Source organism: Nitrospira sp. SG-bin1 (genome assembly GCA_002083365.1).
In the GTDB taxonomy this organism is placed as follows: Bacteria; Nitrospirota; Nitrospiria; order Nitrospirales; family Nitrospiraceae; genus Nitrospira_D.
Window position 1 is genome coordinate 23,602 of sequence record LVWS01000037.1, and the last position, 25,803, is coordinate 49,404.

The 25,803-nt window shown below is 56.1% G+C and carries 18 protein-coding genes and 1 pseudogene; 15 read left to right on the forward strand and 4 right to left on the reverse strand.

Annotated features, from left to right (window positions below):
* Positions 1 to 114: 114 nt before the first annotated feature.
* Positions 115 to 1,146: a threonine aldolase gene (locus A4E19_00115; protein OQW31765.1), complete on the reverse strand. Its 1,032-nt coding sequence runs from the start codon at positions 1,144 to 1,146 to the stop codon at positions 115 to 117.
* A 91-nt stretch (positions 1,147 to 1,237) separates the two neighbouring features.
* On the opposite strand from A4E19_00115, the gene A4E19_00120 reads away from it, so the two are divergent.
* The gene (locus A4E19_00120; GenBank protein ID OQW31766.1) at positions 1,238 to 2,560 is read left to right on the forward strand and encodes a hypothetical protein; all 1,323 of its coding nucleotides are present in this window, start codon (positions 1,238 to 1,240) and stop codon (positions 2,558 to 2,560) included.
* 31 nt (positions 2,561 to 2,591) lie between these two features.
* Here the strand turns inward: A4E19_00120 and A4E19_00125 are convergent, their stop codons facing one another.
* Positions 2,592 to 3,431 carry a hypothetical protein gene (locus tag A4E19_00125; protein ID OQW31767.1) on the reverse strand — a complete coding sequence of 280 codons (840 nt, stop codon included), beginning with the start codon at positions 3,429 to 3,431 and terminating at the stop codon, positions 2,592 to 2,594.
* Between the two features lie 223 nt (positions 3,432 to 3,654).
* On the opposite strand from A4E19_00125, the gene A4E19_00130 reads away from it, so the two are divergent.
* From A4E19_00130 to A4E19_00170, 9 genes are all read left to right on the forward strand, one after another.
* The gene (locus tag A4E19_00130) at positions 3,655 to 5,016 is read left to right on the forward strand and encodes a gamma-glutamyl phosphate reductase (GenBank protein OQW31797.1); all 1,362 of its coding nucleotides are present in this window, start codon (positions 3,655 to 3,657) and stop codon (positions 5,014 to 5,016) included.
* A gap of 50 nt (positions 5,017 to 5,066) precedes the next feature.
* Positions 5,067 to 6,290 (forward strand): hypothetical protein, encoded by a 1,224-nt coding sequence (locus tag A4E19_00135; GenBank protein OQW31768.1) that lies wholly within the window; start codon positions 5,067 to 5,069, stop codon positions 6,288 to 6,290.
* A gap of 183 nt (positions 6,291 to 6,473) precedes the next feature.
* Entirely contained in the window at positions 6,474 to 7,106 is a 633-nt protein-coding gene (locus A4E19_00140; protein ID OQW31769.1) for a hypothetical protein, read from the forward strand.
* 29 nt (positions 7,107 to 7,135) lie between these two features.
* Entirely contained in the window at positions 7,136 to 7,846 is a 711-nt protein-coding gene (locus A4E19_00145) for a hypothetical protein (GenBank protein OQW31770.1), read from the forward strand.
* 10 nt (positions 7,847 to 7,856) lie between these two features.
* Positions 7,857 to 8,372 carry a hypothetical protein gene (locus A4E19_00150; protein OQW31771.1) on the forward strand — a complete coding sequence of 172 codons (516 nt, stop codon included), beginning with the start codon at positions 7,857 to 7,859 and terminating at the stop codon, positions 8,370 to 8,372.
* Complete coding sequence (locus A4E19_00155; GenBank protein ID OQW31772.1) at positions 8,369 to 9,157, forward strand: hypothetical protein; 789 nt, start codon at positions 8,369 to 8,371, stop codon at positions 9,155 to 9,157. Before A4E19_00150 ends, A4E19_00155 begins: the two co-directional genes overlap by 4 nt.
* Entirely contained in the window at positions 9,154 to 10,149 is a 996-nt protein-coding gene (locus A4E19_00160) for a hypothetical protein (GenBank protein ID OQW31773.1), read from the forward strand. The genes A4E19_00155 and A4E19_00160 overlap by 4 nt, the downstream gene beginning before the upstream one ends.
* 1,914 nt (positions 10,150 to 12,063) lie before the next feature.
* The gene (locus A4E19_00165) at positions 12,064 to 13,812 is read left to right on the forward strand and encodes a hypothetical protein (GenBank protein ID OQW31774.1); all 1,749 of its coding nucleotides are present in this window, start codon (positions 12,064 to 12,066) and stop codon (positions 13,810 to 13,812) included.
* A 526-nt stretch (positions 13,813 to 14,338) separates the two neighbouring features.
* On the forward strand, positions 14,339 to 15,442 hold the full coding sequence (locus tag A4E19_00170; GenBank protein OQW31775.1) for a glycosyl transferase family 1: 1,104 nt from the start codon (positions 14,339 to 14,341) through the stop codon (positions 15,440 to 15,442).
* A gap of 104 nt (positions 15,443 to 15,546) precedes the next feature.
* Here the strand turns inward: A4E19_00170 and A4E19_00175 are convergent, their stop codons facing one another.
* Both A4E19_00175 and A4E19_00180 read right to left on the reverse strand, forming a co-directional pair.
* Positions 15,547 to 16,077: a cytochrome C gene (locus A4E19_00175; GenBank protein ID OQW31776.1), complete on the reverse strand. Its 531-nt coding sequence runs from the start codon at positions 16,075 to 16,077 to the stop codon at positions 15,547 to 15,549.
* Positions 16,078 to 16,447: 370 nt separating this feature from the next.
* The gene (locus A4E19_00180) at positions 16,448 to 16,657 is read right to left on the reverse strand and encodes a hypothetical protein (GenBank protein ID OQW31777.1); all 210 of its coding nucleotides are present in this window, start codon (positions 16,655 to 16,657) and stop codon (positions 16,448 to 16,450) included.
* A gap of 296 nt (positions 16,658 to 16,953) precedes the next feature.
* On the opposite strand from A4E19_00180, the gene A4E19_00185 reads away from it, so the two are divergent.
* The 5 genes and pseudogenes from A4E19_00185 to A4E19_00205 all read left to right on the forward strand — a co-directional run bounded on the left by A4E19_00185 (position 16,954) and on the right by A4E19_00205 (position 25,800).
* The gene (locus A4E19_00185; protein ID OQW31778.1) at positions 16,954 to 19,920 is read left to right on the forward strand and encodes a hypothetical protein; all 2,967 of its coding nucleotides are present in this window, start codon (positions 16,954 to 16,956) and stop codon (positions 19,918 to 19,920) included.
* A gap of 10 nt (positions 19,921 to 19,930) precedes the next feature.
* A complete protein-coding gene (locus tag A4E19_00190; GenBank protein ID OQW31779.1) occupies positions 19,931 to 21,397 on the forward strand; it encodes an IMP dehydrogenase in 1,467 nt (488 codons plus the stop codon).
* A gap of 103 nt (positions 21,398 to 21,500) precedes the next feature.
* Positions 21,501 to 23,057 (forward strand): glutamine-hydrolyzing GMP synthase, encoded by a 1,557-nt coding sequence (gene guaA / locus A4E19_00195; GenBank protein ID OQW31780.1) that lies wholly within the window; start codon positions 21,501 to 21,503, stop codon positions 23,055 to 23,057.
* 137 nt (positions 23,058 to 23,194) lie between these two features.
* A pseudogene (locus A4E19_00200) lies at positions 23,195 to 23,884 on the forward strand (pseudouridine synthase).
* A 152-nt stretch (positions 23,885 to 24,036) separates the two neighbouring features.
* On the forward strand, positions 24,037 to 25,800 hold the full coding sequence (locus tag A4E19_00205; protein ID OQW31781.1) for an aspartate--tRNA ligase: 1,764 nt from the start codon (positions 24,037 to 24,039) through the stop codon (positions 25,798 to 25,800).
* Positions 25,801 to 25,803: the final 3 nt, after the last annotated feature.

Below are 25,803 nucleotides of genomic sequence, written 5' to 3' on the forward strand. Positions count from 1 at the left end.
GACCTCTCTGTCGTTCTCGTCGACGCTTCCACGTTGCAAGGAGCCACGACTAATTACAAAAAGCGCCTTTTCAGCATTCTATGTATGGAAGAATAGGGTGTCAACGTTGAACGATCAACGTGCGAGGACTTTGGTGAAGATAGCCGCGGCTTCTTCGATCTGCTTCTCCGTGATTTGCAGGTGAGTCACAGCCCGATAGCTCTGTCCTCCGACGGCGTTGATGAGCACACCGTGCTCTTTGAAGGCGGTCACCAGTTCGGCCGGAGAGCGTTGCTCGTCGACGATGTCGAACATGACGATGTTCGTTTCCACGTGCTGTGGCGCGACCTGAATCGTCGGAATGTGCTGTAGCAGACGGGCCAGTTTTTTCGCATGATCATGGTCGGTCTTGAGCCGAGCGACATGCCGTTCCAAGGCATAGATGCCGGCGGCGGCCAGGATGCCGGCTTGGCGCATCGCACCTCCGTACATGCGGCGAAAGCGGCGTGCTCGATCCATGAGGTGCCGGTCGTTGGAGATCAGCAACGATCCCACGGGGGCTCCGAGTCCTTTCGAAAGACAAAGGGAGACAGTTTCGAAGTGTTGAGCGTACGCTGTTGGAGGCAAGGTGGTGGCGGCCACGGCATTGAAGAGTCTGGCCCCGTCGAGATGCATGGGGATGCCGTGTCTTACGGCAAGGGCTCGAATTTTTTCGAGCGTGGAGAGCGGATATATCGTGCCGCCTCCGGCATTGTGCGTGTTCTCGATGCAGATCAAGGCCGTCGTGATGCTGTGCGGATCGTTCGGCCTGATGGCCGCTTCCACCTGCTCGGCGGTCATGATCCCCCGCTCGCCGATGACCCAATGAAGTTGCACGCCGGCCAACGCCCCGGCTGCTCCCTGTTCATACCGAACGACATGGCTCTTGCTCTCGACGATAATTTCCTGTCCCGGCTGAGTGTGTGATCGAATCGCCAGCTGATTCGCCATGGTTCCGGAAGGAACGAAGAGTGCGAATCGTTTGCCGAGCATGGTCGCCGCCATGTCTTGGAGGCGATTGACGGTGGGATCTTCACCATAGACGTCATCGCCGACCTCCGCACGCGCCATGGCTTTCCGCATATCGTCGGTCGGTTTGGTGACGGTGTCGCTGCGAAGATCGATCATAGGCTCTGTCTCCCGAGAGTTCCGTACGGTCGGCGCATTTTAACAGATCAGCCACTTGCAGGTGAAAGCACACCTGTTACACTGCGGGTCCATGGGTGGACCGGTCCAATCAATACGTACTCGGTGGGCCCACGTCCTCGGCGCGAAGCGGGAAGAACTGGTCCCGTTGGCGTGGGCCTTCATCTATTTTTTCTGTCTCCTGTGCGGCTACTCCATTCTTCGTCCGGTGCGCGACGAAATGGCCATCGAAGGCGGGTTGAAACATTTGCCCTGGATGATGACCGCGACGTTCCTTACCATGCTCATGGCCACACCGTTGTTCGGGTGGCTTTCGGCGCGCTGCTCCCGCTATCGGCTGTTGTTGACCGTCTATGCGTTCTTCATCGCGAATCTATTGGCCTTCTATCTGTTGATGACGAGTCAGCTGCATCCGGACTGGGTGGCCCGCGGATTTTTTGTCTGGCTGTCGGTGTTCAATCTGTTCATCGTGTCGGTCTTCTGGAGTTTCATGGCGGATCTGTTTACACCGGAACAGGGGGCACGGTTGTTCGGCGTCATTGCTGCGGGAGGGAGCAGCGGCGCATTGCTTGGTCCCCTCTTCACCACGGGTCTGACGTTTGTCTTCCCGATTCCGGTGCTGATGATGGTATCGAGCGTGTTTTTGGCAGCGTGCATCGGATGCGTGTATCGATTGGAACGCTGGGCGCGAACACAGACGATTCATCCTCGACAACGGCAAGGTGAACCGCTGCGCGGCACCTTTCTCGCGGGCGTTCGTCTGACCTTCTCGTCACCGTACTTGTTGGGGATTTGCAGTTATCTGGCGATCCTCACGATGACCGCCACCGTTCTCTATTTTGAACAGACCCGGTTGGTCTCGGAGTACCTCGACCAACCGGAGGTCCGCACGCGATTCTTTTCCACGTTGGACTTTACGACCAACCTATTGACTTGGCTCACGCAGGTGTTCATTACAAGAAGACTCGTCAGCCGATTCGGTCTGGTAGCGGCGTTACTGTTCCTGCCGGCGATCAGTCTGGTGGGCTTTCTTTGGATCGCCTTGTGGCCGAGTCTTGCGGTCTATGTCGTCTTTTCCGTGTTGCGGAGGGTGGGAGAATACGCGCTGGCCAAACCGGCACGGGAAGTTCTGTTCACGGTCGTCAGTCCGGAGGAAAAATACAAGGCCAAGAACTTCATCGATACGGCGATCTCGCGTGGCGGCGATGCGTCCACCGCTTGGGTCGTCACCGTGGTGAAGGCACTCGGTGCGACGCCGACGCACATCGCGTGGGCGTTGATTCCTCTGATGGGGGTATGGGCCTGGTTGGCCACGGTGCTGGTCCGTCAGGAGAAGCGCCGTTCGGCGCCTGCCTTATGCGCGTCGGCGACAGAGAGTACTCGGGCTAACGCATGAATGGGTATCGCTTGCTTCGAACTCGCTCGATCTAGTCTCGAATGACCAGCGAGCCGATCACATAGGAGCTTGTTCGCCCCGATTTGGCCCCTCGGATTCGCACCTCCGACACATCCCGCACATGCTCTCGGAGACTCCACATGCCGTCGGCCTTCAGTTCCGGCCAGAACCACCAGGTCCCGTCGCGTTTCCGAAACCAAAGTTGAATCGAGGTATCCGGCAGTACTGCAATCGAATCCATGTCGAAAGACATCGGCGCACGATTCTCGATATGACTCACCCAGATTTTGACCCATTGATTCTGATCGTGCGAGGACAAGACGCGGGGAGTCTTCGGCCAGTCCACCTCGGTGCATTTGAAGTCCACGAGTTTACCGAACCCGCGGCCCATCCCGTCTCCCGGATCCGGCAGGGTGTAACACTCGATTCCCGTTTCCATGCTCAAATGGAAATGGGTGTGGCCGATCGTGTCGAGATTGACGTCGCTGCGAGGACAACGCTGGCGGTAGGTCCAGCAGTCGCTGTGCTTGGACGGGTCGCAGATCTGCAATTGGCCGGATGGGGATTTCCCGGTCTTGAACGCGAGAGTGGAGCGAGCCTGGGCATAGATGTGAGTCAGCGCTCCTTCATCATCGAAGTTGACCAGGCACTGTTGTTGGCTGCTCCCGTTGGGGCGCACTTGTACCACTTTGGGCGGCTGGCTTTCTCGGTCGCGTTCGGCGGCTTGTTCAGGCGTGGCCTGTATCGGAGGAGTCGGGGGGGGACTCGGACGGTTTTGCTTCAGCTGAGCACAGGCTCCCCATGATGCCGCCAGCAACACGCAGAGAGCCATCCTGAGACCATGTCCGTTGACCTGTACTAATGAGCGCATCGATGCTCCTTTCTCTTGCGCCAACGCGAGCCGGCACACCGCTTCTCATGTCATCCTCAGGTTTAATTGTAGCAGGTTGAGCTGTGAGGGCTTCAGGTTATTTACTCATGAAAAAAACGCGTGGTATAGTCCGTCGCCCTGAATCGGCCACATTGTCTCAGGGAGATGGATCGATTGCAACGATCATTGGAACCTCTGTCTACCCAAAATGGCTTCTATGGCAATGGAAATTCCGGTCAAATTATACCTCGATAAATTATTGAAAGAGTGCAGGAATGTAGCAACGGCGCTTGCGCTGCTGTCAGGTCCAGTGAAATCAAAAGTGCTGCATGCCGTTGCCGATCGGCTGGCCGTGGGGGAAGACACGATTCTCGCGGAAAACGCCAAGGATGTCGAGGCCGTGGGCAAGTCCTTCGAAACCGCGGATTCGAAAGATCGGATGAAGGCCGCCGTGGCCCGTGTCCGCCTGACGGCAAGCCAGATGAAGGAGATCATCGAGCGGATCCATTTTATCGCCGATCTGCCCGACCCTGTCGGTGTTGTGACGTCGAGACAGGAACGACCGGACGGATTACTCGTTTCCAGGGTACGGGTGCCCATCGGAGTGATCGGTGTCGTCTCCGAGTTCAGCCCGCTCGTGACTGCGGAGTCGATTGCTCTCTGTTTGAAGTCGGGCAACGTCTGTATCTTTCGCGGGGCCCCGGAATGGAAGTGGACGCATCAGGCGCTTGACGCGCGATTCCGTGAAGCTGCGATGGAGCATGGCGTACCGAAGGGGGCCTGGGTCCTCATCGAACGTCACGAAAAAGAGGTCGCGCTCGATTTGATGCGATCGGGCAAGCACCTTGACGCGATCATCGTGCGTGGCGGAGCCGGTTTACGAAAGGCCGTTGCCGAGCAAGCCAAGGTTCCGTTGCTCTGCGATGACGGGGGCCTCACGCATTTTTACATCGATGAAGACCCCGATATTTCAGTCGCACAAAACCTGGTGATCAACTCGAAGGTGCAACAGGCAGGGGCTTCCAATGCGTTGGATACCTTGCTGGTCCAGCAGATCGTGGGACGACAGTTCTTGCCGCCGTTGATCAACCGTTTGCTGGACCAATTCAAGATCGAAGTGCATGCGTGCCCGAAAACGGTCGCGCTCATGGGGCAAATGGCGATGACGGGACATACGGCGATCATCCCGGCAACGGAGGCGGATTGGCACACTCAGTTCGCCGGGCCGATCCTGGCCGTCAAGATGGTGGAAGATCTTGACGAGGCACTGGCTCATATTAGAACGCACGGACCTTGTCTCACCGCCGGGATTGCCACCACACGCTACGCGTCCGCCATGCGATTTACCAGGGAAGTCGATGCCAGCGCGGTGCTGGTCAACGCCTCCACGAGACTCCATGCCGGGGACAGCTTCGGGATGGGCAGCGATGTCGGGCTGAGCGTGGGAAAACTGCATGCGAAGGGGCCGATCGGTCTCGAGCAGCTCACCTGCGAGAAGTACGTGGCATTCGGGTCGGGACAGCTCCGGCTGCCGCATCCCGTACCGGAAGCGTACTTCGATGCCATCATGCTGAAACGGCCGTAGGTGCTTGTCGATAACGATTCCCCGCTTCATGCTCAGTCGTTCGAACCTGCTTGACGGCCGTGCTGGGAACCTTTTTGAGCAAGCGCGCCAACATAGCCGATGAGTCGTTGCAGCAAGCGATTCGTGACCATCTCGCCTGGTGGGGGCTCAGGCATTTCACGTCAGACCGAGAGTATTTCTTGTGGCAGAGGCTATGTCTCTCCGCGGATGAATTGAATCAACTTCACGCCCATGTCGAACGAAAGCGCGGCGGCGATCGCTGTGATGAAGTCGCGTTCTATGATCTTGCCGCACGGCGAGAGATCCTTCCGGTTCTGTACAGCCAACGGTATGAGTATTATGAAACAATCGCACGACGGACGATCTCGCGTTTGGGCGAGGCGAAAAGCGTCTTCGATTTCGGTTGTGGGCCGGGGATTCTGACGTCCTTGTATGCGGACCTGTATCCAGAGAAACATTTTTTGGGTGTCGACCGATCACGTGCGTCCATCCTGGTTGCGCGGCAAAAAGCCGAGAGTCTCGGCCTGCAGAACCTCCGCTTTGAGTGCGTGGATGTTGAGCTGGAGCCGCTCTCCGGTTCATACGATCTCGTGATGGCAACCCATGCTCTCGTGCAGGCAGAGCAGGACATGGGAATTCCCAGTCAAAGTTGGCGGACGTTTGAGCGGGGACACGATCCTTCGTTACAGTCCTCATTCGAACAGCGGACAGGGCTTGCGGCTCGATTGGACCGGCTGTGCCAGGTCATGGACTCACCCGGCCGCATGATCGTGTGCGAGAAAACTCGACAGTTGGCCAGAAGAGTGCCGTTTCAGCGCGCATTGGCGAACAGAGGGCTCCGGCCGGCTGAGCGCCCAGTTCCGATCCGATATCATACGGTCGAAGAAGTGGTCGACGACGGCCCGTTTTATGTGCTGTGTCGAGGAGGCGAGGCGGCTCTGAGTTGGGATGAATCACCGGAGCGTGACGAAGGTCGCCCGTTCGATCCGGACGAGATTCCTCCAACGGACGATCCCAACGCGCCGCTCTACGAGAATCATCGGCCTTCGGCACAAGCGGCGTGGGAACAATTGAAAGACCGAGCGGTTACCAGAGAAACCACCCGTCACGCGGCCGATGGCCGGGAAGTGCATGTGGAGCGTGGACGCTCTCACGGACGGCAGTATCTCTACTGCGCGAACACTTTCGACCAACGGCAACTGGTCATTGTTGAGGGGGGACGTGCGGCCATCCTTGATTCCTACTACCAGGAGATTCTACGTGGGCTTCCCTAGGAAAGTTACTGGCTTATACTGGCCGGCATTGACGCCACACACGGCTGGGTCCATAAGGGTCGATAGAACGACTGAACATATTGTGGCGTGTACGGTTGACGGAGGATCTCGCTTCAAGGGGTCACTGGAAGTTCGTCTCTCGCCCATGCTCGTTCCAGTCGTGAGTCGCAAGGAGGAATCACAATGAGGTCGGCGCGCACCATGATCGTTGCACTGAGTGTGTTGCTCTGTGTCGGTTGCGCCACGCCGCCGGAAATCAAACAGGCGCTGATCACCAAAGACCGGGCCTATGCCGAGAACGAACGGCTGATGCAGCAATACCGCGAGCTGGTTGGCAATGTGACCCAGCGGCACCAGCACTGGTATCGCTACGTGCAAACCCGTCTCAAGCTTAATTTGGCGCTGCAATGGGCCACCATCAATCCGAAACTCACTGACGTGGCCGATGCGGAGTTGGCGAAAGACGATGTCGATCTGCTGGGGAGCGACGTGATCGCACTGATCAATGAAGTCCGGCTCAAGAATCTGCCGGAGCGCAAGGGGCCGACCGGACAAGTCCTCTTTCAAGCCGGCACAGGAGATATGAACAATCTCCTCCAAAAACTACCGGAGCTCATCGGTCGAGTCGAACAGCGTGTGGCAAAGGATTCGCAAGCGTCTACGGTGGATTTGACTCCGTTCGACCAGTACCGGACCAACGTGGAAGCGCTCCGCCGAATCAACGCGATTATCAAACAGTACTTGGACATCGATGTGACTCTGTCCCGGGAGGATGTCCAGTCGCTCGCAGAAACGCTCCGGACGCTACGCCGATGATACACATCCATGATTGGTAGGAGACCAGCATGATCGCACGACCAACGATAGCATTGAGCATGGGGCTCGTGCTTATGAGCCTGGTAGGGTGCAACTCGATCCGGAGTGATGCGGTGCGTGATCTTCTCCATAAAGAAGGGATGAAGATTGATGCCGCTCAGACGAACATCGATGTGTTTCAGAAAGAAACGGAAGCGCGTATCACCTTCTTGGAACAGGCCCGGAGCGCGCTGCATGAAAGTTTCAAGGCTATGCAGGCCCAGGAAGCCAAACATCAATTCGTGCTGTCCTCGTACCGTAACGTTGCCAATAAAAAAGGGGAGGCGGCCTACGCCGCCGCGTACTTGGTGAGCCAGATGTATTTGGCCGACTATCAGGGATTGGAAAAGGCCGTGTGGGATCAGTTCGAGGAAGATTTCTGCGGCCTCCGCGATACGGCCAATGCGCTGAATGATTCATGGAAACAGGTCGCGTCGATCCATGCCCAATTGAAGCAGTACGCGAATAAGTCGGGTTTGGCATCCGTCGATCCGGAATTTGTTGCCGCTCTGATTGAGCAGGCTCCGGGACAGTCGGATCGCATCATGGAGATCGTGAATCACTCACGGACAGTCAATGACGCGTTGGAGGAAGTCGTGGGCGCTCGTATCGTCCGGATAGGAGCTCTGCAACGTGCCCATACCTTTACGGCGGATTTGGTTGATCTTCTGGACAAGCTGAAGAAAGACGACGGGCAATAGAGGAGGATCTATGGAGACCAGCATCCGGGGGATCGTCGGTTTTTTGGAAGACAACGATAGCCTGATCAAGCAGTTAATGGAGACCGCCGAAAGTGCGCATCAGGAGATCGCCGATCTTTCGGTTCACGTGGACCATGCCCGCCAGGAGGCCAAAGCGTTGGTCGATCAGTTAGGTGCCGTTGAATTCTCCGTCGGAAAACAGGAAGAAACGAAAGTCCGACAAAAAGCACTCCTGGAAGCAGTTGCCGTGCTTCGGAAAAAATTCGAGACCTACAAGAATGACCCGTTACGCCGGGGTATTTATGCGGCGGAAATCTCCAATCTATACTTGCAGCTGTCCAACACCTTCAATAATGACACCATTGCGCAGATCGTGTCGTTCAGTAAAGACGAAATCAGGTCCTATAAAGAGCTTATGAAAGAGGCCGTGCTCGATGCGGCTTCGCGAAAAAAACGGGCGGCCGTCATCAAGGCCGCCGCGCAAATCTCCAAACTGGCGTTGGGTATTGCTGGAAAGCTCACATGACTCATCCAGCCACGCGTCGGAATCTCCTTGTATGTTTGGCCATCGTGTTCTCCGGTGGTTGCAGCCTTGATGCCGGAACCCGCGGCCCGTTCGGCCCCGAGGATCCGGAAACGGCTGTGCAGAAGGTCAAACTGCCCCATAAGGCTCCTGCACCGCATGTGTTTGAATTCACCGGCGAAGAAACTATCGGCCACCATAAGCCTCGGATGGCCGGGACCATTCCCGATGTCCCCGTCAAGCGCACCACGAACATCTCAGCCGTGCTGACCTCTAATGAGGTGGCGACATTACGAAACGCCGCGGAACGTGATCGGCGCGTCGCGACACTCCTGGGCAGCCGATGGGCGTTCATCGATGCTGATCGCATACCGCCCGAGGGGAAACTATCCTTTGGGTGTTGTCGGCACACATCCAACCTCGCACGGCTTGTGTATTACAGTTACAGCCAAAACGTCGCGCTAGAAGTTCAGATGAAGGAGACGAATGTGCTGAGCGTCTCTCGCCTGGATGGCTATCAGCCACCGGAAGGCCGACAGGACGTGCAACGGGGAATCGAGTTGGCGAGAGCCGACCCTCGCCTGGCCGGAAAGGTTGAACAACTCCAAGGTCATGGACTGCTCATGCAACCAGACCATGGATTCTTCAGGAACGATCCAGGCTACGCTCACCGTACGATCTGGATCACATTTTCCCATGGGCAGGATGGAGATCCAAAATATTGGGCGGTCGTTGATTTGACCGAGGACAAAGTCCTGGAAGCTGGAGAGGAACCACCCCGCTCATGAGAGGGAATGAGATGAAACGCATCTGGCTGAGCACAGGGATCATCCTCTGTGCGTTCTGGTGGTCCGAGCCGTTGTTTGCCGAGACACAATCCGAGCATGTGGAATGGGGGCGTTGGAGTTTCGACTGGGAAGTTCGAGACAATACAGGACTGGCCCTGCGAAATGTGAAGTATGCGGATGAGCTCATCCTTGCCAAGGCCAGCATGCCCGTCGTCCGTGTGAAGTATGTCAAAGAGCGGGTCTGGTGGAATCCCTTTACGTGGTTCGGCTCCAGGGCCGATAGTGGACGATGCGGGCCGTTTCAGGATCGTCTGCGATGGCAGGATCTCGTGCCGATCGTCAACTGCGGCGATCAGAAAGTTTGTATGGAGAACGCCACTCAGCACAACGTAAAGTGGCTCGAAGTGGGAGCGTACGCTCGGATCGGCGAATATCACCTGTACCAAGCCTGGCATCTGTCGGAAGAGGGCGAACTTCGTCCCGTGCTCCACAGCCGAGGATTGTCGTGCAATACCAATCATGATCACCATCCGTATTGGCGCTTCGACTTCGACATCAACGGCAACGGGATGGATCAGGTCTTCGTCCATGAAGATGGAGGACCGGATCGCGGATGGGGACCGGGATGGCGGAAATACGTGAATGAACGGAACGATGCCAAGATTCAGGGGCTCAGCAAGGCCTGGTTGGTTCGTGATCAGGTGAATGGCCATGGCGTCTGGATCTTGCCCGGCAGCGGCTATGCTCCGTTAAAAGATGATGGCGAGCGGGACAAGTTTGCCGACTTCGATGTGGCGATCCGCCGTGCCAGTGCAAGCGAGGACGTGCCCTGGACTTTTGGAGCCCGAGGCCAATTGGGGTACGACGAAGACAATCAAGGAGTGCAAGAACAAGACATTGTGTTCTGGTATGTCGCCCACTTGCCACACATGGCCGTTTTGGGCCCGACGAAGTGGCTCACGCTCGGCCCCATCCTTCGAGTGCAGCGCTAGAGACTATCTCAAGCTGGTTCACCAGAAGCATTAAAGAACAGGGCTTTGTCGTCACTTCTTTTCTGTGACGAGAGTGGTATGAGTTATGCTTGAAGAAAAATCTTAGCAGCCAAGCTCTTTTTAGATATTTTTGTTGACAAAAAAATTCGTATAGGAGTATTGAGAGAATAGTCCAGTGACTTGTTGCGTGCGAGTCATTCCTTACCAGGAGGAGGTGGAGATGGAAGACCTAAGTCCACCGGATCACATCGGCCCGCCGAACTATGGGTGGGCGCCTCGCCAGTTATGTTAGCCAGTCTCCATGAGTTGTCGCGCTTCCCCGCGTAGGGGTTATGGTCTGGCAGGCTGACTGCATGGAGAGCCAAAGGCTGACGTAGGTAGACGATCGTTCAGGGTCGCATAGCATACTTCCTGGCGTACTGATCCCTGCCCATTCTTCGTGCGGGTCCGCAACTTTTACCTATGTACATCGAGTCGGCGCCCTAAGCGCCACGTGCAGGTGCCCCTCGGGTTGTGCGAGGGGCACCTGTGATCGTCTTGTCAAACGAGATGAAGTAATGGAGAAAATGCAGTAGGTAATGGCGGTTCTATTCCGTTTGGCAGCTATTGGGATAGTTCGGGATATTTCGCGAAACGCAATACGCGCATAGTCACACTGGCCAGGTCATGGTGCGAACGAAAGGAGCTATGCCATGGATAGTACCTTCTTGATTTTCGCAACCGTCATGCTCGCGATTTTTCTTGGCGGGATCGTCGTCTACAAGAAGAGCCAGTAAGCTACTTGCTCTAGAAATCGACGGTAGGGTTTACGAGTTTACGTGTTGCTCGCGACGGAACGAGGAACAGGCGATGGCCTGTAAGTCGTCGCCTGTCCTTGATGGCTATTCGACAGAGGAGAGAATTGTGATGTATGTCGACTGTTCTTGCCAGGTGTTGTCGTGAGCATGTCATCCTCGCCAGCCACCGAGCTTTAAAATAATTGTTGTCTTGCCCCATCATGGCGCTCCCGCTAAGGTGGCGCTGGTTGTGTCTGTGTATCGCAATCCAATAGATCTCTTCCCGGAACGCAGAGGCTGTTGCGACGTGGTCTAGCTGCAATCATTTATTCATGGGTGGATAACGTTTCATGATCATAGTGTCCAAAGGCTTGGTATTTCTTCCGGTGATCATATAGATGATTAATCCAGCAGCATTGTTGTTGCCTCAAGTGCGCTATCCCCACCTTTGGAATTGAATCTCCTTGCGCTCGGTGTGGCGTGTGATGTTATGTGGCGACAATTAACTACTCTTTAGACAGTTCGACAAGCTCGTTGTGTCTATCGGTCTCCACTGGAGTTCATGGCAGCCTATAGGGAAGCAGAATGAAACTATTCGAACGGTTCATCCGCGATCTCAATGAAGAATGTGTCTCCCCACACCGCAGGCCGTTCAATACGGCACATGAACCAACGCCGCCGGCTTGACGGACAAACTTCGTACTTCTAGTTTAACCAATCATCATGTGAGATGTCATGGCTGCCATGTCAGATTACCCCTAAAGCTATGGTAGGGGGGATTTACTAGTGGTAGGTGGAATCCTTTTAAGATAGTAGATCGCACTGCAGCAATAATTGCCGTGAGACATGGTGTTCTCCGCCACAACAATAACGATCGAGATCTTGATGGTATGGTTATGGGACAACAAGACCCTTCCCATTACGGCGTGATGAGAACGAGGTTTGAATGGAAACTTCATTAATTGAGAAAAGCCTAAGATGCTAGTATTGCGGCGGGAGTTCACTGTAGCCAAGCCGTCATGCTTCAACAATGGAATGCGTTCATTTGTATATTCTCTGATTTGGGTATTCTCTGATGTGGCTGCTCATTGAACGACTTCAAAACTTAATGAGCGCCAGAGAACGGCGTCGCTCGTATGTGCTGCTCGGGGGAATGGTCCTTGCCGGCTTAATCGATGTGTTGGGGATTGCATCGATCTTGCCGTTTATGGCGGTGGTGGCAAAGCCTGAAGTTATTCATGCGAATCCCTGGTTGCACAAAGTCTTTACGATGCTGGCGTTCGAGTCCGCCAAGAGCTTTCTTGTTGCCCTGGGTGCAGCGGCGCTGGGGTTGTTGCTCTTCAGTAACGTGGTGTCGCTGGCCACCTCGACCGCCATCCTGTCGTTTTCAAGCAATCTGGGGCACAACATTTCAATGCGGATCCTCGCGAATTATTTGCGGCAGCCATACGCTTATTTCTTGCAACACAATACTTCCAGCCTTGTTTTTAATTGTACTGAGGATGTCTCTCGCGTGGTGAACGGCGTCGTGACTCCTGCCTTGCAGGCCATTGTCAAATCGGTCATCGTCGTTAGTATCCTGCTTCTAGTCCTGTGGGTCGATCCTTGGCTGGCGGTCTCGTTCGGAATCGTGATCGGAACGATCTACGCTGGCGTGTTTTTCAGCGTCCGTCGAATGGTGACCAGACTTGGAAAGGCCAGTAAAGACGCCAACAGAGAACGATTTCGGCTGGGCACGGAATTGCTGAATGGAATGAAGGAGCTAAAGATCCTTGGGCAAGATGAGGCCTATCGGCAACGGGTCGCCGATCGGTCGGCGGTGCACGCAAAAAATCAATGGATCAGCGCCGCAGTGAGCCTAGTGCCGCGGTACGCGATTGAAAGTATTGCGTTTGGGGCCATGATCCTCGTGGTGCTCTATCTCTTGACCGTGCGCGAGAATTTCACCGAAGCCATCCCCTTACTGGTTCTCTATGCATTTACCGCCTATCGTTTGTTGCCGGCATTCCAGCAGCTCTTCAGTGCCATCACTCAAATACGATTTAATATGAGCTCCTTGGAGGTCGTGGAGGAAAGGTTGAAGATGCGCGGGAGCCCACGAGTCAGCGAAGTCGAGCCGATACCGCGGGCGAGCAAGGACCGTGTCCTCTTTCAGCAAGAGATTGAACTCAGGCACATCGACTTCGCATACTCCACGACACGCACCCCTGTGCTCGAGGATTTTACCCTCAAGATACAGCGAAACTCGACCATCGCATTGGTCGGTAGCACGGGAGCCGGGAAGACCACGATCGTGGACATTATATTGGGACTACTTGAACCCCAACGCGGTTTCCTGTTAGTGGATGGCATCCCTATCACTTCTGCGAATGTCACCGCCTGGCAAAAACGGTTGGGGTACGTTCCGCAGCACATCTATTTGGCCGACGACAGCCTCGCCGCGAACATTGCCTTCGGTGTGCCACCCGAACAGGTGGAGATGGAGCGCGTTTTGCACGCGGCGCAGATCGCCAATCTGCATGAATTTGTTCTGAGAGAGTTGCCTGGTGGGTATGAAACATTGGTTGGTGAGCGTGGTGTGAGGCTCAGTGGTGGCCAGAGACAACGCATCGGAATTGCTCGGGCATTATACAGCGATCCGGACGTACTGATTCTGGACGAGGCGACGAGCGCGTTGGATGGTATTACCGAAGATGCGGTGACGGACGCAATCCGAACGATATTGCATGAGAAAACGATCATTATGATCGCCCACCGCCTGGTGACGGTGAAACATGCCGATACAATTTATCTGCTTGCATCTGGAAGAGTGACAGATCAGGGGACCTACGAAGAGCTTCTCGGTCGAAACGACGTTTTTCGGGCGATGGCAAAGGTGTCTAATTAAGGTTCCGATAAGTGTAGGAATTAGTCGTCGGTTTTGGACATGCCAATTTCCCTGGTGTGGACTAATCAAGGGAACATCTGATTCATTGAGAGTTCAGGCAGTGACCAATCAAATCCGCTGTATGTCGGCGCATCGAGCTCAATGCGCGCAATGTAGGTATTGCGCATTCTGAAGCCTCCTTGTTGGACGCTCTTGCCTCTGGTGCTCGCCCTTATCCATAAAAAGAGGTCCTCATATCCAACTTCGAGAAATGTGCCCGATGGGATTCCTTACTAGGTATCTATAGGGGACTCCCTAGTCGTCCTGAAGATCGGACACGCGCATGCTATCGCCGTTGGATTGGAGAAATATTCTTCTTCTTCCGAAAAGAACTCATTTTCGGCGAGGGCCCGGGCGTCTATTGTCACAATTGACGACGGATCCTGTGAAAACATTACTCAAGAACATCTTTTGAAAATTCGGGGTGGAAATATCAAGGCTACACGTAGACGAACGTGAGCGAACGGTATCGCTTCATCCAGAACATATGTCGCAGGGAACAGTACTGTTGTCCTGGGTCATTGACCCATTCGTATTGAAACCTGGTGAATCGATGCCCGACTCTCACACTCAATACCAGGATTGCGCCCAGGTAGCTCGAACATTTTTAGAGTTAGGCTTTGCCGTGGGTGTCATTGATTCGCACAACCGGACTTTTCGGCCGACCAAGTCGTATGCATTGTTTATCGGTCACCGGATTAATTTTGACCGAATCGCTCCCCTGCTGAAGAGTGAGTGTATCAAGATCGCGTTCTTGGATACGGCTCATTGGGTGTTTAATAACCACGCGACCTATCTGCGCAAACTACAACTGCAACAAAGGAAAGGCGTCACTCTTACGGGAAGTCATCGGCTCGTCGAGCATAATTTGGCGATTGAACACGCGGACTATGCAGTCGCGTATGGCAATCAGTTTACGCTGAGCACATATCGTTACGCGAATAAACCTCTATTCCCGATTCATATCTCGAGCTGTGTGCAGGTTCCTTGGCCGGAGCACAAAGAATATGACACCTGCCGCACTCATTTCCTTTGGTTCGGCACCCATGGCTTCGTGCACAAAGGACTGGATTGGGTGCTCGAAGCATTCGCGCAAATGCCGGAATATCAATTGTACGTGTGTGGTCCGTTGGAAAGGGAAATGGATTTTGTCAGGGTATATTACCGAGAGCTCTTTCAAACGCCGAATATCCATGCTGTTGGCTGGGTAGATGTGAACAGCTCGAAATTTATTGAAATTGCGAATAGATGCATAGGGCTTGTCTACCCTTCATGCGCTGAAGGACAGGCGGGATGTGTGACGACGTGCATGCACGCAGCGCTGATTCCGATGAGCAGTTACGAATCAGGTGTCGACGTGAATAATTGTGGCTTTGTGTTAAAAGACTATTCCATCATGACGATCATTCATATGGTGCAAGAAATTTCTCATCTGCCTGCCAATATATTAGGCGATCTCAGTCGAAACGCCTGGGAACATGCAAGAGCCACGCACACGAGAGAACGATTCGCTAAGGAGTTCAAGAACATCATTCTGACTATCCTGGGAGAGCCTAGATGCAAAGAAATCGAAAGGTCACGAGCAGCCTAAGGACAGGACGTCGTGCTTGCTCCACATCTCTTAACCTGCCTCTTCGAACTTGGAGCCGGCATATTCGAAAACGTTGACTCAAGCAGGATTCAGACAGCACCCAACTATTGAGGCGGTTCTGTGCTTGAGGGGAACAGTATAAAGGCTCCCCTCGGTTCCTGATCCGGCGGAACGTAGGCTGGTGCCGGTTCGCCGGCTGGCCCCAGGTTTCTGATAAATCGATAAATGGCGCGTAGATCTTGCTCGGTCATCACGCGTAGGACGAACCACGGCATGGGCGGGCGAAACTCAACGGAGCGCGAAACCTTGATCCACTGGTCCTCCGAGAGATTGTGCATGTAGAGACGTAGATTACTGGCGTAGGTCGTGCCCCAAGGGCCGCGCCAGCCCATCGAATCCCCTTTGAGCCAGTCTTTTTCGGGGATCTTGCCGCCGGCTTCCGCGTAGCCGGTGGTATGGCAATCGTTACATCCGGCGATTGTAATGACGTACCGTGCCCGGTCTTCGGTCTTCTTGTCCAATGGCATGGCGGGTCCCGTCGAACGTCCCTTGTCTCCCGCGGCGGCAGCGGTCGCTAACGCAGCCATGAGGATCAAACACAACATGGATATTTGGATGGTGTGAATCACGTGCATGGTGCCTTCTCCATATTATTATGGATACGTGCCGGCCGGGCGGGCCGGCGTTCTTGCCGGGAGTGCGAACAGTCCTGAGTGTCGCTCAGTATTCGTCGATTTCATCGGTCTCATCGATCATCTCCGCCGTGATCTCGTCGGCCTCGGCGGTCCATTGCGCCAATGGAATGCCCTTGGCTTTCAGAACGGCTTCCTGTTCCGTTCCTGCAGCCATGGTGAGTTCATAGGTCACAGTTTGCTTGACTTGAAACATTCTCATAATGGTTCACCTTTAAATCGCTCTATGCGTAAATCGCTCTATGCGCTGTTGATACACAAAGGTTGAGTCGGTTTTCAGAACGACGACACCATAATCGGTCAGGGTGGCTCGCTAGCAAGGCTTTCTTTTGCCCTGCATCCATGCCTGTTCAAGTTCAGTCTGGCGGCGTATCTGCTCGAGTTGAAGTTGAAATGGCCGCTCCCGCTCGTCGTTCAGGAGCGGAGGCCGTCCGCCGCCCCCAATCCCATTCGTGCCTGCCGCCTGGACTCCCATTGTGGTGAGAACAGCGCCTACTGTAACGCCAAGGATAAAGTTTCGCATCGGGACTCTGTCGGGCTCCTTTCCATTTCAGAGATGTCGCACGACTCTACGTCATCAGATCCTCGGAAAGAGTGATCTATTCGCGAGGATGGTTTCCGAGCAACCCGCTGCATTGTAATCGATCCGGCCATGGATACCATAGGGGGCTTTTTCAGCCGGTCAGTCTTCACGACAGTGTGGCCGTTGCCTTGACTCCATTTCCGCCGCTTTGCTAGAGTGACCAATCCAAGTCTAAGCGATTGAAAGTTCCACTGTTTCCAAACCGTTCCCACACGTCACTCTGAGGCAACACCGTGATGAAGACATGGCTCTACGACGACGCATTTCAATTTGATCCTCGCCGTCTATATATTGATGGGTTCCAAGGGGAGTGGGGCGGCGGAGATTCGGTGGCGGAGGAAGAAGAACTGCCGCCGTCTCCGCAGAACGTTCGCGCCAAACCCGGGAACGGCCGCGTCACCGTCACATGGGATCCCGTTCCGGATGCCATGTACTACAACCTCTACTTCCAGACGACCAAGGGTGTACAAATCAAGTTTTCAGAGCTCACACGCCCCATCGCGGGGCCCGAAGATTTCAAGAGCGTGATCGGCGTGAAAAAAGACAAGGCGACTTGCCTCGAAGGTGCCTCCAGTCCCTATGTCCACGACGACCTTGCGAACGGGACCTGTTACCACTATGTCGTGACGGTCGTCACCCCGAAGGGGGAGAGCCTTGAGTCACAGGAAGTGATGGCCATCCCGTCGCCCTATCTCCTGGCCATGGTCATCGGCCGTGAAGGCGCGGGCGACGGTGAATTGAGCGCTCCCACGGGGATCGCGTTGGACAAGGACGGCAACATTTATGTGGCGGATACCGACAACCATTCGGTCCAGAAATTCGATAAGGCGGGAAAGTTCCTGGCTCGATGGGGCGGGGAACCGAGTTCGCAGGAGGGCCAGTTCTACTATCCCCGCGGTCTGGCCGTCGGGCCTGACGATGTCGTGTACGTGGCCGATAGCGGCAACAATCGCGTGCAGAAGTTCGATCTCGAGGGCAACGTGCAAAAAGCCTGGGGCAAGTTCGGGTTCGCGTGGCGCGGCGCCGACATGGGCCGCTTCGACGTACCCTGGGGCATCACGACGGACCAAGACGGCAATGTGTATGTTTCCGACACGAGCAACGCCCGCATCCAAAAGTTTCAAGCCGACGGCCAACCGCTGCTGAAGTGGGGGCGTGACGGTAGTTTCGACGGCGCCTTCTTTTTTCCGCGCGGCGTGGCGGTGGATTTCGTCGGCAATATTTATGTGGCGGATGAGAGCAACAACCGCATCCAAAAGTTCGATGCCCGCGGAAGTTTCTTGACGAAGTGGGGACGCGAAGGAAACGGGCCCGGCCAGTTCAAGTCGCCGTGGGGCATCGCCTGCGATGCGCTGGGGAACGTCTATGTCGTCGACAGCGGGAACCATCGGATTCAAAAATTCGACGGGAACGGCACGTTTCTCTGCTCGTTCGGGAACCGCGGGAAAACGGAGGGACAGGTCAACTTCCCCTACGGCATCGCGGTGGACAAGGAAGGCTGCGTGTTCGTGGTCGACAGCGGCAATAACCGTGTCCTCAAGTATGTGCCGACCGAAGAAGAGATGAATCGCGGAAAGGACGAGCTGGCCCAGGCGGTGGAAGCCGGAGCGGTGCAGCCGCCCCGCAGCCTTGCCGTCAAAGCCGGTGATACGGAAGTCTTTTTGAGTTGGATGGAGGTGCCGGGCGCACAGTCGTACAATCTCTATTTCAGCACGGCCCCGCATATCACGATCCAGGGGGCCACCAAGATCGAAGGCGTGACGAATCCCTACACCCATGAAGGACTCACCAACGACACGCCCTACTTCTATGCCATCACCGCGTCGTTCGAAGACGGGACGGAGAGCGGACTGTCGGAAGAAGTGACGGCGATGCCCGTGCTCATCGATATCACGGCGCCGCAGAATCCCTACGCGGTGATCAATCATGGGGCTTTCATGACCAATTCGCCCGACGTCATCGTGACGATCTCGGCGACCGATTTGGACACGGGAGTCGGAGCTTACTTTATTTCCGAAAGTCCGTTGACGCCCGTGGCCGGAACGCCGGGATGGGTGGATGTGACGCCGGCGATCAAGTTCGGAGCCACGATCCCCTTCATTCTCTCGCCGGGAGACGGGCACAAGACCGTGTATGTGTGGTTCAAGGACATCGGTAACAACGTCTCCACGCCGGCGAGCACCACGATTTTGGTCAATACCTCGGGCTATCTCTGCGTGGCGAGGTGGGGAAAGCCCGGACGCGGCGCGTCGTTGCTGCACGGCGGCGAGTTCATGGCACCGATGTACGGACTGTGCATCGATCAACAAGGGTCGCTGTTTGTCGTCGACAACGGCAACAATCGGGTGCAGAAGTTCGATAGTGCCGGAAACTTCATCATTCTGTGGGGGAGTTTCGGCTCGGCCAACGCGAATTTCCACAATCCCACCGGGATCGCCTGCGACGGCAAAGGTGATGTCTGGGTGGTGGATACCAACAATCACCGGGTTCAGAAGTTCGACGGGAAGCTCGGCGGCTATATGTTGAAATTCGGCTCGCGTGGAAACGGCGAAGGACAGTTCAATGCTCCTTGGGGCATTGCGGTCGACCGCGTGCGTGGGTATGTCTACGTCGTCGACAGCGCCAATTTCCGCGTGCAGAAATTCGACATGACCGGTGAGTTCATCATGGCCTGGGGAAGCTTCGGCAACGGGGACGGGCAGTTCTATTTTCCGCGCGGGGTGGCGGTCGATCAAGAGGACGGGACGGTCTACGTCGTCGACATGGGGAATCACCGCATCCAGAAATTCGACACCAGCACTAACGTCTTGCCGCAGCTATTGACGAAGTGGGGAGGCAGTCCGGCGGCCGGGCATGCCAGCAGTGCCATGGCACAGGAAGCCGGACAATTACGCTCGCCTTGGGGCATCACCGTCGACGGGGCCGGGGATGTCTATGTAACGGATACGGGGAATCATCGGATCGAGAAGTTCGATCGTGAGGGCACTTTCATCACCCAGTGGGGCGGGTTCGGCAACGGCGACGGACAATTCAATTTTCCTTACGGAATCGCCGTCGATGCGAAAGGGAGCATCTTCGTCGTGGACAGCGGCAACACGAGGGTGCAGCAGTTCATGCCGGCGGAAGAGGGCAGCGAGCGGTTGCAGGATGAAGCCGAGGAGCTGGCCGAGTTGGAGAAAGCGCAACGAACCCAGAACGTGTGAAGAGGGAGCGATGCTTGATCAAGAACCCCGACTGGGATTGACGTACGACGACGTGGTCCTTGTGCCGGCTAAGTCACAGGTCGTGCCTAACGAGGTCGATACCAGCACCTTCGTGTCGCGCAATATCCGGATCAATATCCCGCTCCTCAGCGCGGCCATGGACACGGTCACGGAGTCCCGATTGGCGATCGCGATGGCCCGCGAAGGCGGGATCGGCATCATCCATCGCGTGCTGTCTCCGGCGGATCAGGCGATCGAGGTGGACAAGGTCAAGAAGTCCGAGAGCGGGATGATCCTGGACCCCGTGACGATTTCTCCGGACGAAACGATTCGCGATGCGCATCAGCTCATGGCGAAGTATCGAATTTCAGGCATCCCCGTCACCAAAGGCCGTAAGTTGGTCGGGATTCTCACCAACCGCGATCTGAGGTTCGAAACCAGGATGGACATGAAGGTGTCGCAAGTGATGAAGCGAGACCCCTTGATCACGGCGCCTGAAGGCACCAGTTTGGAGAAGGCGAGAGAGATCCTGCACGAACACCGGATCGAAAAATTACCGGTGGTGAACAACGAATTCGAACTCAAGGGGCTCATCACCATCAAGGACATCGAAAAACGGATTAAATATCCCAACGCGTGCAAGGACGGCCACGGACGCTTACGGGTCGGCGCCGCCGTCGGCGTCGGGCAGGATACGGAAGAGCGCGTGAGCCTGCTCAAAAAAGCCGGCGTGGATCTCGTGGTAGTCGACACGGCACATGGCCACTCGCAAGCGGTGTTGGATACGGCCAGGAGGATCAAGAAGGTGTATCCGGATCTCGAACTGGTCGCGGGCAACATCGGCACCCCTGAGGCGGCCAAAGACCTCCTCAACGTCGGAGTCGATGCGGTCAAGGTTGGGGTCGGGCCGGGATCCATTTGCACGACACGCATCGTGTCCGGCGCCGGCATGCCCCAGCTGACCGCTATCGCGGATTGCGCAAAGGTGCTGTATGGCACCGGCGTGCCGGTGATTGCGGACGGAGGCATCAAGTTTTCCGGCGACATCACGAAGGCCTTGGGCGCCGGGGCCTCTTCCGTGATGCTGGGCGGTCTGTTCGCCGGCACGGAAGAGTCTCCCGGTGAGACGGTGCTCTATCAAGCCAGAACCTACAAGGTCTACCGGGGCATGGGTTCCATCGGGGCGATGGAACGGGGAGGAGGGGATCGGTATGGGCAAGGAGGCCGCCCGGCCCAAAAGCTGGTTCCCGAAGGGATCGAAGGCCGTGTTCCCTATAAAGGTCCGTTGGCCGCCGTGGTGTATCAGTTGGTCGGCGGTGTACGATCGGGCATGGGCTACTGCGGCTGTAAAACCATCATTGAATTGCAACGGAATGCCACGTTCATCAGGCAATCCGTGGCCGGTCTCCGTGAGAGCCATGTGCATGACGTGATCATTACCAAAGAGGCGCCGAATTATCGGATGGATTGGGAGTGAACGCACGTCGTTTGTCATTCGTGAATCGTCAAGCGGTCTAACGGCTTGAGCCCTTCCAACAGTAGTTCTTCATTGTACGCATGACGCTTGACGGTTGACCTCCATGGAACTTTGGCACAATAGAATTCTGGTCCTCGACTTCGGGTCGCAGTACACCCAGCTGATCGCTCGCCGCATTCGCGAAGCGCAGGTCTACTCGCAAATTCTTCCCTGCACGGTCCCGTTGGCGACGATTCTCGCGTATCGGCCGCAAGGCATTGTGCTGTCCGGCGGTCCTTCCAGCGTCTACGAGAAGAAGGCTCCGGTCGTTTCAAACGAGCTCTTTGATCAACACATTCCGATCCTCGGTATTTGTTACGGCATGCAGTTGGTCACGCATCTCTCCGGCGGAACCGTCGCGAAATCGACCCATCGTGAGTATGGCCGGGCCGATCTCACGATCGACGATGCGTCCGACCTCTTCAAAGGAATCGGAGCCGACAAGAAGACGGCCGTCTGGATGTCCCATGGGGACCGCATCGAACGGATGCCGCCGGGATTTCGATCCATCGCTCACACGAGCAATTCGCCGGTCGCCGCGATGAAGCGGGACGATCACAAACGCCGGATCTATTGCCTGCAGTTCCATCCCGAAGTGGCTCATACGCCGGAAGGCACGAGGATCCTGCGTAACTTCGTCTACGAAATTTGCGGCTGCAAGCCGACGTGGACCATGCAGTCTTATGTCGAGACGGCGGTCGGCCAGATTCGGGACCAGGTCGGCAAGGAACGAGTCATCTGCGCGTTGAGCGGAGGGGTGGATTCGTCGGTCGCGGCGGCGCTGACGCATCGGGCGATCGGTGACCAGCTTACCTGCATCTTCGTCGATAACGGCGTCTTGCGGGCCGGTGAGCGGGACCAAGTACAAAAGACCTTCGCCTCGCAGCTCCATCTGAACCTGCGCATACTGGACGGGACGAAACAATTTCTCGCCGGTTTGAAGAACGTGACGGACCCGGAGCGAAAGCGCAAGATCATCGGCCGGCAATTCATCAAGCATTTTGAAGCGGAATCCAAGAAGTTGAAAGGCATCAAGTACCTTGTTCAAGGGACACTCTATCCCGACGTAATTGAAAGCGTCAGTTTCAAAGGACCCTCGGCCACGATCAAGACGCATCATAACGTCGGTGGGTTGCCGGCCCGTATGAAGCTCAAACTGATCGAGCCGCTGCGAGAGCTTTTCAAGGACGAAGTGCGAGTGTTGGGCACCGAGCTGGGTTTGCCGGACGAGATCGTCTGGCGGCAGCCCTTTCCGGGTCCCGGCTTGGCGATCCGCGTGCTCGGTGCCGTGACGCCGGAACGATTGGCGATTCTGCGGGCGGCGGAAGCGATCGTCGATCAGGAAATCCGAACGGCTGGGCTCTATCGGAAGATTTGGCAGGCCTTTGCCGTCCTGTTGCCCATTCGAACCGTCGGAGTCATGGGCGACCAACGGACTTATGAGCACGTGATTGCAATCCGAGCCGTCACGAGCGTGGACGGCATGACGGCCGACTGGGCCAAGATCCCAAACGACGTGTTGGGTCGCATGTCGAATCGCATCATCAATGAAGTCAAAGGCGTCAACCGGGTGGTGTACGATATCAGCTCGAAACCCCCGAGCACGATAGAGTGGGAATAGGGAAGGGTTGACGTGCGACCAGGTGGCTCCTGTGCTCGCGTACCGCGCACACAAGACCCAATCTGATTTGTAGATAAATGTCGGTGCTCGGTGCATGCGCGCAGTAGGACCCACACGGGTCACCCATCAATAGTTGTATGGAAATAAGATTGCAAAAGCTCATTGCCAGCACGGGGCTGTCATCCCGCCGAAAGGCGGAGATGCTGATTGCGGCGGGCCGCGTGTCGGTCAACGGCAAGGTCGTCACCGAACTCGGGACGAAGGTAGATCCCGATAGAGACCATGTCAAAGTCGACGGGAAACATCTGACCTCGGCGCAGCCATTTGTGTACTTGATATTGAACAAACCCAAGAACGTCATGTCCACGTTGGATGATCCGGGTGGACGGACGACCGTGAAGGACTTCTTGCGGGGTGTCTCCGTTCGCGTGTTTCCGGTCGGTCGGTTGGATTTCGACAGCGAAGGGTTGATGTTGCTGACGAATAACGGCGAGCTTGCCCAGGCTCTCTTGCATCCGCGCTATCATGTGCCGAAGACCTATTTGATCAAGGTGAAGGGCGTGTTGAACGATGAGGAGATCGCCCGCCTGGAGCGGGGAGTGAGACTCGAGGATGGAATGACGAGTCCGGCCCAGGTGAAGAAGGTGCGAAAGGTCGAGGCGAACTCCTGGTTGGAGATCACGATTCGCGAGGGACGCACACATCAAGTCAAACGCATGTTGGAAGCAGTGGGCCATCCGGTCCTCAAACTTCTGCGAATTCGGATGGGCCCGCTCTCGCTGGGAAATTTGGAGCCGGGGGAGTTTCGGTTCTTGACGGATCGGGAAGCCAACGGGTTACGGGAGTTGGTCGATGAGCGGATGACGTCGGTTGAACGGGGTGAGGTGCCCGTGCCGGGGTCGAAGCGGCCGGCCAGAAGAGAGGGCTGGGCCAAGCCCGAGCAAAAGAAAAGGTATTCAAGGAAGAAAGCGAAGGTTGCATGAACATCCGAACCCACCGCTGTGGAGAGTTGAGTAAGAAAGAGATTGGTCGGACCGTCGTTCTGAACGGCTGGGTTCAGCGTCGGCGCGACCATGGCACGGTCATCTTCATCGACCTTCGCGACCGAATGGGTATCACCCAGGTCGTATTCAATGCGGAACGAAATCTCAAAGTTCACCAGGCCGCTCATTCGCTCCGCAGCGAGTGCGTGGTATCGGTCACCGGCCAAGTCATGGCGCGGCCGGATGAATCGAAGAACCCCAATCTCTCCACCGGAGAGATCGAGGTCTTCGTCGACGACGTGGAAATTCTCAACGAGGCGAAGACGCCGCCATTCTTGATCGAAGACGATGCGGAAGTGACGGAAGCGATCCGCTTGAAGTACCGCTTTCTCGATCTACGCCGTCCCAGGATGCAGCGGCTGTTGAGCCTGCGGCACGGTATTATGCAGGCCACCAGGGAATTCGTGAATGCAGAGGGTTTCTTGGAGGTGGAGACGCCCATTCTGACGAAGAGCACACCGGAAGGCGCCCGAGATTATTTGGTGCCGAGCCGCGTCAACGCCGGACAGTTCTTTGCGTTGCCGCAGTCGCCGCAACTGTTCAAGCAGGTGCTCATGGTCAGCGGCGTGGATCGCTACTACCAAATCGCGCGGTGTTTCCGCGACGAAGACCTCCGCAACGATCGGCAGCCTGAGTTCACCCAGATCGACCTTGAAATGTCGTTCGTCGATCGCGAGCAGATCATGGGCCTGATGGAGCGGATGATCGTCACCATCTTCCAGAAAGTCGGCGGGGTGCAGCTGGCGACGCCTTTCCCGAGGATGACCTATGCAGAAGCGATGGGGCGCTATGGCTCGGATAAGCCGGACCTCCGGTTCGAGATGCCGCTCCATGACGTCACGGCCTTCGGCGCGGCGAGCGAGTTTAAAGTGTTCAAGGATGCGGCGACGAAGGGGGGCATCGTCAAGGCGCTGATCGTGAAAGGCGGAGCGGCGCTGTCGCGAACCAGGATCGATGCGCTGGGAGAGACGGCGAAGAGTTTCGGTGCGAAGGGCCTTGCGTGGCTCAAGATCACGACGGACGGACAACTTGAATCGGTGATTGCGAAGTTCTTGGATGCGAACGCTTTTGCGGCGGCGTTGCCGGAAGCGAAACCCAACGATCTCGTCCTGTTCGGCGCTGATAAGCCGACCGTCGTCCACGATGTGATGGGACGGATCAGGCTCCTGTTGGGTGAAGAGTTGAAGTTGATCGACACCTCCGCATGGCGTCCCTTGTGGGTGATCGATTTTCCCATGTTGGACTACGACCAGGAGCAGAAGCGGTACGTGGCCATGCACCATCCCTTCACGGCGCCGCTCGATGAGGATGTGGGGTTGTTCGACTCTGATCCGCTGAAAGTAAGAGCGAAGGCCTACGACATGGTGTTGAACGGGAGCGAGATCGGCGGCGGCAGCATTCGTATCCATCGGCGCGATGTGCAAAGCAAAGTGTTCGACCTTCTCGGCATCGGCAAGGACGAAGCCGTCGTGAAGTTCGGATTTCTGCTCGAGGCGCTGGAGTATGGGGCTCCGCCTCACGGTGGGATCGCCTTTGGGCTGGATCGTCTGGTGATGCTGCTGGGCAACGCCGATTCGATCCGCGACGTCATCGCCTTCCCGAAGACCCAGAAGGCGCAATGTCCGCTGACTGAAGCACCCTCCGCCGTCAGTGCCGAGCAACTCAAGGAACTGCGCATCAAGCTGGACTTGGTGGAGTAGGAG

What these genes read in the sequence shown, in the direction of transcription:
- guaA (OQW31780.1), top strand. Translation starts at nt 21,501, where the DNA reads ATGGAACTTTGGCACAATAGAATTCTGGTCCTCGACTTCGGGTCGCAG.
- A4E19_00180 (OQW31777.1), bottom strand. Translation starts at nt 16,657, where the DNA reads ATGCGAAACTTTATCCTTGGCGTTACAGTAGGCGCTGTTCTCACCACA.
- A4E19_00125 (OQW31767.1), bottom strand. Translation starts at nt 3,431, where the DNA reads ATGCGCTCATTAGTACAGGTCAACGGACATGGTCTCAGGATGGCTCTC.
- A4E19_00130 (OQW31797.1), top strand. Translation starts at nt 3,655, where the DNA reads ATGGAAATTCCGGTCAAATTATACCTCGATAAATTATTGAAAGAGTGC.
- A4E19_00170 (OQW31775.1), top strand. Translation starts at nt 14,339, where the DNA reads ATGTCGCAGGGAACAGTACTGTTGTCCTGGGTCATTGACCCATTCGTA.
- A4E19_00205 (OQW31781.1), top strand. Translation starts at nt 24,037, where the DNA reads ATGAACATCCGAACCCACCGCTGTGGAGAGTTGAGTAAGAAAGAGATT.
- A4E19_00150 (OQW31771.1), top strand. Translation starts at nt 7,857, where the DNA reads ATGGAGACCAGCATCCGGGGGATCGTCGGTTTTTTGGAAGACAACGAT.
- A4E19_00145 (OQW31770.1), top strand. Translation starts at nt 7,136, where the DNA reads ATGATCGCACGACCAACGATAGCATTGAGCATGGGGCTCGTGCTTATG.
- A4E19_00175 (OQW31776.1), bottom strand. Translation starts at nt 16,077, where the DNA reads ATGCACGTGATTCACACCATCCAAATATCCATGTTGTGTTTGATCCTC.
- A4E19_00160 (OQW31773.1), top strand. Translation starts at nt 9,154, where the DNA reads ATGAGAGGGAATGAGATGAAACGCATCTGGCTGAGCACAGGGATCATC.
- A4E19_00155 (OQW31772.1), top strand. Translation starts at nt 8,369, where the DNA reads ATGACTCATCCAGCCACGCGTCGGAATCTCCTTGTATGTTTGGCCATC.
- A4E19_00115 (OQW31765.1), bottom strand. Translation starts at nt 1,146, where the DNA reads ATGATCGATCTTCGCAGCGACACCGTCACCAAACCGACCGACGATATG.
- A4E19_00190 (OQW31779.1), top strand. Translation starts at nt 19,931, where the DNA reads ATGCTTGATCAAGAACCCCGACTGGGATTGACGTACGACGACGTGGTC.
- A4E19_00120 (OQW31766.1), top strand. Translation starts at nt 1,238, where the DNA reads ATGGGTGGACCGGTCCAATCAATACGTACTCGGTGGGCCCACGTCCTC.
- A4E19_00185 (OQW31778.1), top strand. Translation starts at nt 16,954, where the DNA reads ATGAAGACATGGCTCTACGACGACGCATTTCAATTTGATCCTCGCCGT.
- A4E19_00140 (OQW31769.1), top strand. Translation starts at nt 6,474, where the DNA reads ATGAGGTCGGCGCGCACCATGATCGTTGCACTGAGTGTGTTGCTCTGT.